General features: G+C 73.7%; 10 protein-coding genes and 1 pseudogene. 5 read left to right on the plus strand and 6 right to left on the minus strand.

The genetic code is table 11. The annotated features are described in order from the left end of the window. Positions 1–190: 190 nt before the first annotated feature. Together ACZ60W_RS36260 and ACZ60W_RS36265 are read right to left on the minus strand one after the other, a co-directional pair. Positions 191–661 carry a hypothetical protein gene (locus ACZ60W_RS36260; RefSeq protein WP_469759663.1) on the minus strand — a complete coding sequence of 157 codons (471 nt, stop codon included), beginning with the start codon at positions 659–661 and terminating at the stop codon, positions 191–193. Between the two features lie 179 nt (positions 662–840). Next, positions 841–1,578 (minus strand): IclR family transcriptional regulator, encoded by a 738-nt coding sequence (locus ACZ60W_RS36265; RefSeq protein WP_469759664.1) that lies wholly within the window; start codon positions 1,576–1,578, stop codon positions 841–843. A gap of 170 nt (positions 1,579–1,748) precedes the next feature. On the opposite strand from ACZ60W_RS36265, the gene ACZ60W_RS36270 reads away from it, so the two are divergent. Beyond that, the gene (locus ACZ60W_RS36270; protein ID WP_469759665.1) at positions 1,749–2,678 is read left to right on the plus strand and encodes a glycerophosphodiester phosphodiesterase; all 930 of its coding nucleotides are present in this window, start codon (positions 1,749–1,751) and stop codon (positions 2,676–2,678) included. A 70-nt stretch (positions 2,679–2,748) separates the two neighbouring features. Here ACZ60W_RS36270 and ACZ60W_RS36275 read toward each other — a convergent pair. The 3 genes and pseudogenes from ACZ60W_RS36275 to ACZ60W_RS36285 all read right to left on the minus strand — a co-directional run. Then, positions 2,749–3,240: pseudogene (locus ACZ60W_RS36275) on the minus strand (HD domain-containing protein); the annotation flags it as partial. A 108-nt stretch (positions 3,241–3,348) separates the two neighbouring features. After that, a complete protein-coding gene (locus tag ACZ60W_RS36280) occupies positions 3,349–5,655 on the minus strand; it encodes an MMPL family transporter (protein WP_469759666.1) in 2,307 nt (768 codons plus the stop codon). Between the two features lie 141 nt (positions 5,656–5,796). After that, positions 5,797–6,501 carry a DUF2470 domain-containing protein gene (locus tag ACZ60W_RS36285; protein WP_469759667.1) on the minus strand — a complete coding sequence of 235 codons (705 nt, stop codon included), beginning with the start codon at positions 6,499–6,501 and terminating at the stop codon, positions 5,797–5,799. Positions 6,502–6,638: 137 nt separating this feature from the next. Here ACZ60W_RS36285 and ACZ60W_RS36290 point away from each other — a divergent pair, with 137 nt between their 5' ends. The 3 genes from ACZ60W_RS36290 to meaB are packed head-to-tail and all read left to right on the plus strand — an operon-like array spanning position 6,639 to position 11,604. Beyond that, a complete protein-coding gene (locus ACZ60W_RS36290; RefSeq protein ID WP_469759668.1) occupies positions 6,639–8,450 on the plus strand; it encodes a methylmalonyl-CoA mutase family protein in 1,812 nt (603 codons plus the stop codon). Then, on the plus strand, positions 8,450–10,624 hold the full coding sequence (gene scpA, locus ACZ60W_RS36295; RefSeq protein WP_469759669.1) for a methylmalonyl-CoA mutase: 2,175 nt from the start codon (positions 8,450–8,452) through the stop codon (positions 10,622–10,624). The genes ACZ60W_RS36290 and scpA overlap by 1 nt, the downstream gene beginning before the upstream one ends. After that, positions 10,621–11,604, plus strand: coding sequence for a methylmalonyl Co-A mutase-associated GTPase MeaB (meaB, locus tag ACZ60W_RS36300; protein WP_469759670.1), 984 nt, complete (start codon positions 10,621–10,623; stop codon positions 11,602–11,604). The genes scpA and meaB overlap by 4 nt, the downstream gene beginning before the upstream one ends. A gap of 33 nt (positions 11,605–11,637) precedes the next feature. Here the strand turns inward: meaB and ACZ60W_RS36305 are convergent, their stop codons facing one another. Further along, the gene (locus tag ACZ60W_RS36305; RefSeq protein WP_469759671.1) at positions 11,638–12,078 is read right to left on the minus strand and encodes a MarR family winged helix-turn-helix transcriptional regulator; all 441 of its coding nucleotides are present in this window, start codon (positions 12,076–12,078) and stop codon (positions 11,638–11,640) included. Between the two features lie 134 nt (positions 12,079–12,212). Here ACZ60W_RS36305 and ACZ60W_RS36310 point away from each other — a divergent pair, with 134 nt between their 5' ends. Beyond that, positions 12,213–13,706 carry an MFS transporter gene (locus ACZ60W_RS36310; protein ID WP_469759672.1) on the plus strand — a complete coding sequence of 498 codons (1,494 nt, stop codon included), beginning with the start codon at positions 12,213–12,215 and terminating at the stop codon, positions 13,704–13,706. Positions 13,707–13,811 lie beyond the last annotated feature (105 nt).

Raw genomic sequence — 13,811 nt, forward strand, 5'->3', positions numbered from 1 at the left:
GGGGGGGGGGGGGCTGGCGGGGGGGGGGGGGGCTTTTTCTATGGGGGGGGGGGGGGGGGGGCCGGGCGGGGGGGGGGGGGGGGGGGGGGGGGGGGGGGGGGGGGGCCCTCCCCCCCCCCCCCCCCCCCCCCCCCCCCTCCCCCCGTTCGGATGCCGGCCGGCGGCCGGTCGGCGGGGTCCTGGCCGTGGATCAGATGTCGATCACCCGGTAGCCGATGACGTAGACGCCGCCGGAGCCCTCGACGCTGCGCCACTGGGTCTCGGCGCCGACCTCGCTGCCGGTGACGAGCGTGGCGCCGAGCTTGTCGTCGCCGCTGGTGGTGTCGTAGTCCCAGAGGGTCAGGGTGCGGGCCTGCTCCCTGCCCAGGATGAGCGCGGCGTTGCCGTTGCCGTCGGCCATGGAGCGGACGTAACCGGTGCCCATCGTCTGGTACTTGACGCCGTTGCCGGGCCAGACCTTGACGGGGTTGCCGTTGGCGTCGGTGATCTTGAGGTAGGCCTCGTCGTGGTCGCCCTCGCTGTTCTTCTGGCAGTGCAGCTCGACCAGCTCGATCCTGACGTAGTCGATCGGCTCGGCGTGCGCGGTGCCGGCGAAGGCGCCGAGGCTGCCGAGGCCCAGCAGGGCGGTGGCGGCGAATCGGGCGGCTCGGTTCTTGCGCATGTGGTCCCCCCACACATCGGGTCACGCGTGTGACATGAGTTCCGGTCCGCCGTCCCGGCGGGCCGGTGTGCCGTTTCCCCCCGGCACGACACTCACTGTGCCCGGCCGGACCGCTCCGGTTCTACGCGCGTTCCGCTGGACGGAACGGCGCCGCCGAAGACCAGGGCCGGGGGGGGTGGTCAGAGTACGAGGGCGGCGGTCGGAACCGGTCTTCGCTGTCCGCCCCGGGCGAGGGCGCGGGTGACGGCGGCTCCGGCCTCGGCGACGGCGTGGGCGAGCGCGTCGAGCCGCCGGCCGGCCGGGACCAGGCCGGCGAGCGCGGCGACGGTCCGCCCGTCGGGGGCGCGGACCGGCAGCGCGGCGCAGCACACCCCGGCCATCACGTCCTCCTTGTCGAGGACGGCGCCGCCGCGGAGGGGTCCGCGCAGGGCCTTTCCGGCGGCGGTGTCGAGCCGGAAGGCGATGCCGTCCCGCAGCGGCAGGAGCGGCTCCAGGTCGCCGGGGACGGAACCCACCGTGAGGGCCATCTCCTCGCGCATGACGGCGAGGACGACGCTCGCGCCGGTGACGGCCCGGAGCCGCTGGAGCGGGTGCCGTGCGGCGGCCACCAGACCGGGGTGCGGTTCCCATGCCTGGCCGAGCCGGTAGAGCTGCGGGCCGACGCGGTAGCGGTTGCCCTTCCGTTCGACCGCGCCGACTCCGACGAGCTGGTCGAGCAGCCGGTGCACGCTGCCCTTCGGCACCCCGCAGGCGAGTGCGAGTTCGGTCACACCGGCCTCGTCGCCGCTCCGCCGCAGGGCGTCGAGCAGCGCGAAGGCCCCTTCGAGGACGCTCCTGCCCCGCTCCGGCCCGGCCGTCCGGCGGGTCGCGGCGGTCGCTTCGTCGCCTTCCGGCGCATGCGTCGTACCGGTGTCCATGAGTCTCCCCCGACCCCTCACGCCCCAGCCGTGGTCCCCCGATGGCACGGCTCCGGGCACGCCTCCCACCATGCCGCAGACCGGACGAATCGGCGAAGGGCTTGCGCCGCGCGTCGTGTCGCCGGGTCTCCTGCCGGGACGGGGCGCCGGCCCCCGTAAGGTGTCGGCTCATGAGACACGCTCCTCCGCACGCTCCCCGGTCCCGGCGCCGCAGGAACACCGCCCTCGCCGGCGGGGTGCTCGGCGTGGCCGCGGTCGCGGCCGCGGTCGTCGTCGCCGCGACGCCCTCGCAGTCGACGCCCGGACCGGCGGACCGGACCGCGGGGAAGAACGCCGGCAAGGGGCCCTGGCTCCGGGCGGCGGGAGCGCCGCTGACGGTGATCGCCCACCGGGGGGCCCCGTCGGCGGCGCCGGAGAACACGCTGGTCTCGGACGAGGTGGCCCGCCGGGGCGGGGCGAAGTGGATCGAGAACGACGTCCAGCCCAGCAAGGACGGCGTGCCGTACGTCCTCCACGACACCACCGTCGACCGGACGACCGACGGGACGGGTCCGGTGCGGAGCCTGACGGCCGCCCAGCTGGACGCGCTCGACGCCGGTTCCTGGTTCGCGCCCGCGTACGCCGGCGCCCGGATCCCGACGCTCGCCGCGCAGCTGGAGGACCTGCGCACGCGGGGCGGGAACCTGCTCCTGGAGATCAAGGGGCCGCACAGCCACGCCCAGGTGTCCCGTGTCGTGGAGGAGATCCGGGAGCGGGAGATGACCGGCCGGGTCTTCGTGCAGAGCTTCGACATCCCGTCGCTGCGGTACGTCCACGAGCTCGCGCCCGAGCTGCCGCTGGGTCTGCTGCGCGACCGTCTGGACTCCGACCCGGTCGCCCTCGCCGAGGAGCTGGACCTGTCGGCGTACAACGTGGCGGACGCGGCGCTGTCCGCGCGCCCCGGGGTGGTCGCCGAGCTGCACGCGGCGGGCGTGGCCGTGAACGTCTGGACGGTGGACCGTCCGGCCCGCTGGAAGGCGCTCGCCGACCTCGGGGTCGACGGGGTGATCACCAACCGGCCGACGGAGCTGGCGGGCTGGAACAGCGCCCGGCTGCCGTAGAGGCAGTTCGGCCCTCTTCATCCCGTTCATCCGGCTCGACCCGCCCTGCGCCATCCTGCCGGCGCTCCGCCAGTTCGGGCAGGAGGCCGGGGTTGACCCGCGTGAGGATGGCCTCGACCCGCGCGGGGTCGGCCGCCGCCCACAGGACGTCGCGGGCCGCGCGGTACTTGGCGGCCAGCCGCTCCCGCTGGGCGGCCGGGAGCGCGGCCGACCGGTCCGCGCGGCTGTTGTGCGCGTTGTCGGCGATCTTCACCAGGGTGGCGTCCGGGTTGGCGGTGATGCCGCGGATCTTCTCCTCGTACGGCGTGCCGGGCCGGTTGGTGACGGCCTCGACGAGGGCGACGACGGCGTCCGGGACGCCCGCGGCCCGCAGCCGCTCGGCGGTCCAGTCGGTGTCCTCGATGACGTCGTGCAGCAGGCCGGCCATGGCCAGGTGCGCGCCCAGCGGGGCGAGTCCCGCCGCCACCGCGCGCACGTGCGCGACATAGGGGGCACCGGTCTTGTCGACCTGCCCGGCGTGCGCCAGGGCCGCCAGTTCGTCCACTTCGGCGAGAGACTTCATGCCCCCATCATGGCGGGCGGGGCCCGGTGCGCGGCGACGAGGAGGCGGTCGCCGCCGAGGTGCGCCGGTACCGCGAGGCGGGGGCGGTGGTCTTCACCGCGACGGACCTCAACGGGGAGGACGGTCGGCGCCGGACGGGGAAGCTGCTGGGTCAGCTGTCCCGTCAGGGGTGATCTCGCCCTCGCCCTCGGTGTCGAGGTGCGGCAGGATGCGGTCCAGCCAACCGGGGATCCACCAGGCGTGTTTGCCGAGCAGGGTCATCACGGCGGGGACCAGGAGCAGCCGCACCACGGTGGCGTCGATGAGGACGCTGACGGCGAGGCCGAGCCCGAGCATCTTGACGACGATGTTGTCGGAGACGATGAAGGCCGCGAAGACGCTGACCATGATGAGCGCGGCGCAGGTGATGACCCTCGCGGTGATCTCCAGGGCGTGCGCCACCGACGCCTCGGCGTCACCGGTGCGCAGCCACGCCTCGCGGACGCGGGAGAGCAGGAAGATCTCGTAGTCCATGCTCAGGCCGAAGACGATGGCGAACATCATCATCGGGACGTAGCTCTCGATGGGCACCTTCCCGGAGACGCCGAGCGCGGGTCCTCCCCAGCCCCACTGGAAGACGGCCACGACGACGCCGTAGGAGGCGGCGATGGACAGCACGTTGAGGACCGCCGCCTTCAGTGCCACCAGCAGGCCGCGGAAGACGATCAGGATGACGAAGAAGGCCAGGCCGACGACGACGGCGATGATGAGCGGCAGTCGGCTGGAGACGATGTCGAGGAAGTCGACCTGGGCGGCCGTGGTGCCGGTCACGTAGGTCTGGGCGTCGGTGCCGGCGACCGCCTGCGGCAGGACGTCGTCGACGAGGTGGTCGGTCAGCCGGGTCGTCTTCTCGTCCTGCGGCGAGGCGACGGAGTAGGCGGTGCCGATGAGGACGTCGCCGTCCGGGGTGGCCTGGAGCGGGGTGACGAACGCGGCGTCCGGGACGCCGGTCAGCGACTTCTGGAGTGCGGTGCCGAGCGCGGCACGGTCGGAGGCGGGGACGGCGGACTGGTCGACGACGACGGTCAGGGGCCCGTTCGCGCCCGGCCCGAAGGCCGTGGAGATCAGGTCGTACGCCCTGCGGTCCGTGAAGGACTTGGGGTCGGCGCCGTCGCCGATGTGGCCGAGCTGGATGAAGAGCAGGGGGAAGGCCAGGACCAGCAGGGCGAGGACGCCGCCGCCGAGGAACCACCAGGGGCGCTTCTGGACGCGCTGGGCGTACCGGTGCCAGGTGCCGTGGGCCGGGGCGCCGGGCTCGGCGTCGGTCTCGGCCACGGGCTTGCGGACGTGGTAGCGGTCGATGCGGCGGCCCACGAGCCCGAGCATGGCCGGGACCAGGGTGAGCGCGGCGAGGACGGCGGTGACGACGGTGAAGGCCGCGGCCAGGCCGAGTTTGCCGATGAAGGTGACGTCGGAGACCCACAGTCCGGACAGGGCGATGATGACCGTGCAGCCGGAGACGAGGACGGCGCGTCCGCTGGTGGTGGTGGCGAGTCCGGCCGCGTCGGCGGGATCGTGGCCGTTCATGAGGTTCTGGCGGTGGCGGGTGATGAGGAACAGCGCGTAGTCGATGCCGACGCCGAGGCCGATCATGGTGGCGAGCGTGGGCGAGACCGTGCCGAAGGTGAACGCGGCCGCGGCGAGGCCGAGCAGGGCGAGCCCGCAGAGTGCGCCGAGGAGCGCGGTGACCAGGGGCATGACGGCGCCGATGACGGTGCCGAAGCCGATGAGGAGGACGACGATCGCGACGGCGAAGCCGATCGCCTCGCTGGTGCGGTCGTCGGCCGCCGGGCGGGCGAGCTCGCCGAGCGGGCCGCCGTACTCGACGGTGACCCCGGCGTCCCTCAGGGGCTGTACGGCGGCGTCGACGCCGTCGAGGTAGTCGGCGCCGAGAGTGGAGGGCGTCACGCTGAAGCGCATGGTGATGTACGCCGTCTTGCCGTCGGTGGAGAGGGGTCCGACGTTGGGGGTGCCGGCGGGCAGTGCGGGCGGGGTGGTCCCGGGCGGCGGCAGCGGGTTCTGGACGCTGAGGACGTCGGGGAGCTTAGCGAGCGCGGCGACGGCGTCGTTGACCGTCGACGCCTCGTCGGTGAGCGGGCCCGCGGGCCGGTTCAGGACGACCTGGGCGCCGTAGCCGCCGGCCGCGGGGTCGTGCGCCTGGAGGACGGCGAGGCCGTCCGCCGACTGAACGCCCGGGAGCGCGAAGTTGTCGGAGAATTGGCCGCCGACGGCCCGGTCGAGGACCTGGAGGCCCGCGACGGCCGCGAGCCACAGGGCGATGACGACGAGGAAGTGCCGGGCGCACCAGTGTCCGGTGCGGTAGAGGGCGCCCTTGGGGGGTGCGGACCGGCTCGGAGCCGGCTTTCCTGCGTTCATGGGCGTGGCCGTGTCCGGTTGGCAATCCCCGAGCGGGTACCGGCACCGACGTCATGCGCGGGCCTACCCGTCCCATTGTTCGCCCGCCGCGTCGCTCCGGCATCTCGGCCGGGAGGGGAGCGCCGCGGCGGGCGGGGCGGCTCAGGCCGGGAGGCTGTTGGGGTGGGACGAGCGGCGTGCGGCGGCGAGCAGGGCGTGGATGCGGGGGCCGGCCTGGTCGATGTCGGTGAGGGGGGTGGGGAAGGGGAGCCGGGCGTCGTGGTGGCCCGAGCGGTGTTCGAGGCGGAGGGTGAGGCCGTACCGGTCGAGGGCGACGGGCAGGACCCGGACGAGGTCGCGGTCGGGGCGCGGGCGGACGAGGCGCAGCAGCAGCGGGACGAGTTCGGCGTGGCCGTCGGCGAGGTGGGTGAGGAGGCCCGCCTCGGCGCCGGCCAGCGGGTCGGGTGCGGCGGCCTGGAGCGCGTCGAGGCCGACGTAGGTGCGTCCGTCGGCGTCCTCCAGGAGGGCCTGGCCGAACTCCATGCAGGTGCTCGCGGTGGCGTCCGCGACGTAGGGGGCGGGCAGAAGTCCCGTCAGGGTGACGCGGGCGCGCAGGCGTTCGCGGACGGGGGTGGGGGCGATGTCGGTGAACTCCAGGCGGACGGGGACGCGGTCGGTCCCGGCGGCCTGGCAGTCCTCGGACGGGTCGTGCAGGTGGATGTGGCCCATCGGTCCCGTGCCGTCGAGGCGGTGCACCTCCTGGTGGCGACCGTCGGTGACGACGGTCATGGAGTGGGCGGCGGTGAGGATCGACCGGACACGTTCGGCGGGCCGGGGCCGGCCGGTGGGGGCGGTGAAGGGACGCATGCACGTTCTCCCGGTACAGGTGACGGAGACCTTGACCATTACTTAGGCAAGCCTAACCTAACTCATCGTCGGGAAATGAAGAAGGTCACAGTCGTACGCCCTCCTGCTCCTTTGTGGATCTCCCCTAGCATCCGAGCATGACGGTCCTGCCTGACGACGGCCTCTCCCTGGCGTCCGAATTCCCTGACGCGCCACACGAGCAGTGGCAACACCTGGTGGCGGGTGTCCTGCGCAAGTCCGGCAAGGAGGTCTCCGGCGACGCCGCCGAGGACGCCCTGTCCACCCTCCTGGAGGACGGGATCACCACCCGTCCGCTGTACACCGCGCACGACACCGCTCCCGACGCCGGCCTGCCCGGTTTCGCCCCCTTCCTCCGCGGCGACCGCGCCGAGGGGAACACCGCCGGCGGGTGGGACGTACGCCAGCGCCACACGGCGGCCGACGCCGACGCGGTCCTCTCCGACCTGGAGAACGGCGTCACCTCCCTCTGGCTGGGCGTCGGCGGGAACGGCATCCCGGTGTCCTCCCTCGCCGCCGTCCTCGAGAACGTCTACCTCGACCTCGCGCCCGTCGTCCTCGACGCGGGCGAGGAGACCCCAGCCGCCGCCGAGCGCCTCCTCGCGCTCTACGAGGAGCGGGGCGTCGCCGCCGCCGCGGCCCGCGGCAACCTGGGCGCGGACCCGCTGGGCTTCGAGGCCCGCACCGGCCGCCCGGCCCACGACCTCGCGGCCGTCGCCGGACTCGCGCGCCGCTGCGCCGACGGGTACCCGGGCCTGCGGGCCCTCACCGTGGACGCGCTGCCCTACCACGAGGCCGGCGGCTCGGCCGCCCAGGAGCTGGGCTGCTCGCTCGCCACGGGCGTGGCCTACCTGCGCGGTCTCACCGACGCCGGGCTGAGCGTCGCGGAGGCCTGCGGCCAGCTGGAGTTCCGCTACGCGGCCACCGCCGACCAGTTCCTCACCGTCGCCAAGCTCCGCGCCGCGCGCCGCCTCTGGGCCCGGGTGGCCGAGGCCTGCGGCGCGCCCGAGGCCGGCGCCCAGCTCCAGCACGCCGTCACCTCACCGGTGATGATGACCCGCCGCGACCCGTGGGTGAACATGCTCCGCACCACGGTGGCCACCCTCGCCGCGGGCGTGGGCGGGGCGGCGAGCGTGACCGTCCTGCCCTTCGACGAGGCGCTCGGCCTGCCGGACGCCTTCGCGCGCCGCATCGCCCGCAACACCTCCACCATCCTCATCGAGGAGTCCCACCTCTCGCGGGTCATCGACCCCGCCGGCGGGTCCTGGTACGTCGAGCGGCTGACCGACGAACTCGCCCACGCGGCCTGGGAGTTCTTCCAGGGCATCGAGCGCGACGGCGGCCTGGCGGCCGGTCTGCGCTCCGGCGCCCTCGGCGAGCGCCTCGCCGAGACCTGGGCCACCCGCAGCGCCAGGCTCGCCACCCGCCGCGAACCGATCACCGGCGTCAGCGAGTTCCCGGACCTCGACGAGAAGCCGGTCGAGCGCGCGCCCGCCCCCGAGCAGCCGTCCGGCGGTCTCCCCCGGGTCCGCCGCGACGAGGCGTTCGAGACGCTGCGCGCCCGCTCCGACGCCCACCTCGCGGCGACCGGCGCCCGGCCGCGCGTCTACCTGGCCGCGATCGGCCCCGCGGCCGCGCACTCGGCCCGTCTGGCCTTCGCCGCCAACCTCTTCCGGACCGGCGGCATCGAGCCCGTCACCGAGGGCACGTTCGAGGAGAGCGGCGCCCCCGAGGCGTGCCTCTGCTCCAGCGACGCGCTGTACGCGGAGTCCGCCGAGACGACCGCCGCGGAGCTGCGCGCCGCGGGTGCCTCGCACATCGTGCTCGCCGGCCGCCCCGGGCAGTACACGGGTGTCGACGCGTACGCCTTCGCCGGCTGCGACGCCGTCGCCCTGCTCTCCACCACCCTTGACCGCATGGGAGTGTCCTGATGTCCATCCCCGATTTCTCCGGGATCGAGCTCGGGGCACAGGCGGCCGCCGGCGGCCCGGAGGCGTGGCGCACCGCCGCCGAGAAGGCCGCGGGAGGTGACGAGCTCCTCTGGGAGACCCCGGAGGGCATCGGCGTCAAGCCGCTCTACACCGGGCAGGACCTGGAGGGCCTCGACTTCCTCGGCACCTACCCGGGCATCGCCCCGTACCTGCGCGGCCCGTACCCGACGATGTACGTCAACCAGCCCTGGACGATCCGTCAGTACGCGGGCTTCTCCACCGCCGAGGAGTCCAACGCCTTCTACCGGCGCAACCTCGCCGCCGGGCAGAAGGGCCTGTCGGTCGCCTTCGACCTGCCGACCCACCGCGGCTACGACAGCGACCACCCGCGCGTCACCGGCGACGTCGGCATGGCGGGCGTCGCCATCGACTCGATCTACGACATGCGCCAGCTGTTCGACGGCATCCCGCTGGACCGGATGACCGTGTCGATGACGATGAACGGCGCCGTGCTGCCGGTCCTCGCGCTGTACATCGTGGCCGCCGAGGAGCAGGGCGTACCGCCCGAGAAGCTGGCCGGGACCATCCAGAACGACATCCTCAAGGAGTTCATGGTCCGCAACACCTACATCTATCCACCCGGGCCGTCGATGCGGATCATCTCCGACATCTTCGCCTACACCTCGCAGCGGATGCCGCGCTACAACTCGATCTCCATCTCCGGCTACCACATCCAGGAGGCGGGCGCGACGGCCGACCTGGAGCTGGCGTACACCCTCGCCGACGGCGTCGAGTACATCCGCGCGGGCCGCGCCGCCGGTCTCGACGTGGACGCGTTCGCCCCGCGGCTGTCGTTCTTCTGGGCGATCGGCATGAACTTCTTCATGGAGATCGCCAAGCTGCGCGCCGCCCGCCTGCTGTGGGCCAAGCTGGTCAAGGAGTTCGAGCCGAAGAACTCCAAGTCCCTCTCGCTGCGCACCCATTCGCAGACCTCCGGCTGGTCGCTCACCGCCCAGGACGTCTTCAACAACGTCACCCGGACCTGCGTCGAGGCGATGGCCGCCACCCAGGGCCACACGCAGTCGCTGCACACCAACGCCCTCGACGAGGCGCTGGCGCTGCCCACCGACTTCTCCGCCCGCATCGCCCGCAACACCCAGCTCCTCATCCAGCAGGAGTCGGGCACCTGCCGGACCATCGACCCGTGGGGCGGCAGCGCGTACGTCGAGAAGCTCACCCACGACCTGGCCGCCCGCGCCTGGAAGCACATCCAGGAGGTCGAACAGGCCGGCGGCATGGCCAAGGCGATCGACGCCGGCATCCCCAAGCTGCGCGTCGAGGAGGCCGCGGCCCGCACCCAGGCCCGCATCGACTCCGGCCGGCAGCCGGTCATCGGCGTCAACAAGTACCGGGTGGCGACGGACGAGCAGATCGACGTCCTCAAGGTCGACAACTCCTCCGTCCGCGCCCAGCAGATCGCCAAGCTGAAGCGGCTGCGCGAGGAGCGCGACGAGCAGGCCACCCAGGACGCGCTCGCCGCGCTCACCCGGGCCGCCGCCGGCGAGGGCAACCTGCTGGAGCTCGCGGTGGACGCCGCCCGTGCGATGGCCACCGTCGGCGAGATCTCCGACGCCCTGGAGAAGGTCTACGGACGGCACGCCGGCCAGATCCGTACGATCTCCGGGGTGTACCGCAACGAAGCCGGCGAGTCCCCCTCCGTGGACCGCACCCGCGCCCTGGTCGACGCCTTCGGCGAGGAGGAGGGCCGACGCCCCCGCATCCTCGTCGCCAAGATGGGCCAGGACGGCCACGACCGCGGCCAGAAGGTGATCGCCACCGCCTTCGCCGACCTGGGCTTCGACGTGGACGTCGGCCCGCTCTTCCAGACCCCGGCCGAGGTGGCGCGCCAGGCCGTCGAGGCGGACGTGCACATCGTCGGGGTCTCGTCGCTGGCCGCGGGACACCTCACCCTCGTGCCGGCGCTCCGCGAGGAGCTGGCGGCCGAGGGGCGCGAGGACATCATGATCGTGGTCGGCGGGGTGATCCCGCCGCAGGACGTGGAGACGCTCCTGGAGATGGGCGCGGCCGCGGTGTTCCCGCCGGGGACGGTGATCCCGGACGCGGCCCACGACCTGGTGACCCGGCTCGCGGCCGACCTCGGGCACGCCCGGTGATCGGTCTCGACACCTATGTGGAGGGTGTGCTCGGCGGGAAGCGGGCGCTCGTCGCCCGCGCGATCACCCTCGTCGAGTCCACCCGCCCCCAGCACCGGGCCCTCGCCCAGGAGCTGCTGACCGCGCTCCTGCCGCACAGCGGCAAGGCCGTGCGGATCGGCATCAGCGGGGTGCCCGGGGTCGGCAAGTCGACCTTCATCGACGCCTTCGGCACGATGCTCACCGGGCTCGGCCACCGGGTGGCGGTCCTCGCCGTCGACCCGTCGTCGACCCGGACGGGCGGCTCCATCCTCGGCGACAAGACGCGGATGGAGCGGCTCGCCGTCGACCCGGCGGCCTTCGTGCGCCCCTCCCCCAGCGCCGGCACGCTCGGCGGGGTCGCCAAGGCCACCCGCGAGTCGATGGTGGTGATGGAGGCCGCCGGCCACGACGTGGTGCTGGTGGAGACGGTGGGCGTCGGCCAGTCGGAGACCGCCGTCGCCAACATGGTCGACTCGTTCCTGCTGCTGACCCTCGCCCGCACCGGCGACCAGCTGCAGGGCATCAAGAAGGGCGTCCTGGAGCTGGCCGACGTGGTCGCGGTCAACAAGGCGGACGGACCGCACGAGCGGGACGCGCGCGCCGCCGCGCGCGAACTGGCCGGCGCGCTGCGGCTGATGCACGGCGCCGACCCGTTCTGGACGCCGCCGGTCCTCAGCTGCAGCGCCCGCGAGTCCGCGGGCCTCGACGAGGTGTGGAACCGCCTCACGCACCACCGCGAGCTGCTGGAATCCAGCGGCCGGCTGGACGCCAAGCGGCACGACCAGCAGGTCGACTGGACCTGGTCCATGGTCCGCGACGAGCTGCTGCGCCGTCTGCACACCGATCCGCAGGTCCAGGAGCTGGCACCGGCCCTGGAGCGGCGCGTCAGGGACGGCGAGCTGACGGCGACGCTGGCGGCCGAGCGCATCCTGGCCGCCTTCGGGGAGCGCCGGGACTGATCCGCGTCACGGACGCCTGGGCGGGGAATCCCCTCAGGCGTCCTTCTCCATGCCCGGACGCAGTCGTGCCAGCAGGCCGTACAGCGCCGTGCTGTCCTCCGCGCCGAGCGTGTCGAGGGCGCCGTGGGTGGTCTGCATCTCCTCGCGGACGCGCCGGACGACGTCCCGGCCCTCGTCCGTGGCCACCACGTTCTTGACCCGCCGGTCGGCGGGGTCGGGCTCCCGGCGCACCAGGCCGCGGGCCTCCAGGCGGTCCACGATCCCGGTCACGTTCGACGCGTCGCAGACCAGCAGGGTCGCGAGGGCGCGCATCGGCAGCGGTCCGCCCAGCTGGGCGAGGACCTTGGCCTGCGTGGGGGTGAGGCCGTGGTGCGCCGCGGCCGCGGCGAAGTCGCGCCACTGGGCGGTGCCGATGGCGGCGAGGAGTTCCAGCAGCTGGAGCTTGGTGGGCGTCTCGGGGATCGTCGCGCTCATGCGTCGAGCGTACGCACGATGCTTGACATTATCAATTGTTTACTTGACCTCCTCAAGTATCGGGGGCTACCTTCGACGAATTACTTGATGTCATCAACGATCTATGACCTGAAGCACCGAGAAGGCCCCCACTCATGAGCCATGTGACTCCCCCGCCCGCCGGAGAGCAGCGACGCGAGACGCTCGTCGTCTTCGCGCTCAGCCTCGCCGCCATGGTCGTGTCGATGATGCAGACCCTGCCGGTCCCGATCCTCGGCCTCATCCGCAACGACCTGGGCACCACGACCGCCGGCGTCAGCTGGGTGACCACCGCCACCCTCCTCTCCGCCGCCGTCTTCACCCCGCTGCTCGGCCGCTTCGGCGACCAGCACGGCAAGAAGCCCACCCTGGTGGCCGTCCTCGGCGTCATGGTCGCCGGCTCCGTCATCGCGGCCCTGGCGACCTCGCTCCCCGTGCTGATCCTGGGCCGCGTCCTCCAGGGCGCCGCCACCGCGATCTTCCCGCTCGCCCTGTCCGTGCTCCGCGAGGAGGTCCGCCCGCAGAAGCTGCCCGGCGCGATGTCCCTCGTCAGCGGCACCCTCGCGTTCGGCAGCGGCCTCGCCCTCGTCGCCACCGGCCTGCTGACCTCCGGCGCGGACGCCGACTACCGCAGCGCCTTCTGGATGGCGACGGCCTTCGCCGTCCTCGCCCTGCTCGCGGTCGTCCTCCTGGTCCCCGCGACCCGCCACAAGACCGGCGGCCGGACCGACTTCCTCGGCGCCCTGACCCTCGGCGTCACCCTGCTGCTCCTCCTGCTGCCCATCTCCCAGGGCCACGAGTGGGGCTGGACCTCCGGCCGCACCCTCGGCAGCTTCGCCGGCGCGGCCGTCATGACCGTCGTCTGGGTCCTCACCGAGCTCAAGGTCCGCGAACCGCTCGTGGACATGCGGATGTTCGTCCACCGCCCGGTCCTCATGGCCAACCTGGCCGGCGTCCTCGTCGGCTTCGGCATGTTCGCGAACTTCCTCGGCGTCTCCTACCTCGTCCAGATGCCCGAGGCCCTCACCGGCTACGGCTTCGGCGCCTCGATCCTGCGCGCCTCCGTCGAGTTCCTCCTGCCGGGCGCGATCGTCTCGCTGCTCGCCTCCCCCATCGGCGGCCAGCTGGTCCGCCACCGCGGACCGCGGACCGCGCTGGGCCTGGCCGCCGCCCTCGGTGCCCTGGGCTTCGCCTGGCTCGCCCTCGACCACGCGCACATCGCCTCGGTGATCGGCGCCGGCGTCGTCGTCGGCGCGGCCGTCAGCTTCGGCTACGCCGCGATGCCCGCCGTCATCATGGCGAGCGTCCCGCACCACCAGAGCGGCATCGCCAACGGCATCAACTCCATCTCGCGTTCGACCGGCAGCGCGATCGGCAGCGCCGTCGTCACCACGATCCTCGCGTCGCAGACCCTGGAGCACCTGCCCGCCGGCGTCCCGGCCCTCCCCGCCGAGTCCGGCTTCACCCTCACCTTCTGGATCGGCGCCGCGGCCTTCGCGCTCGTCGCGGTCATCGCCCGGGTCGGTCTGCGGGGCGGCCACGCCCCCCGTACGGCTCCGGTGACCGCCCCCGCCGCCGAGAAGACGGAGGCGGAGGCGGCCGCGGTCTGAGCCACGGCGTGGGGGGGGGGGGGGGGGGGGGGGGGGGGGGGGGGGGGGGGGGGGGGGGGGGGGGGGGGGGGGGGGGGGGGGGGGGGGGGGGGGGAGGGGGGGGGG

The sequence above is a fragment of the Streptomyces sp. NPDC104202 genome, from assembly GCF_055584185.1.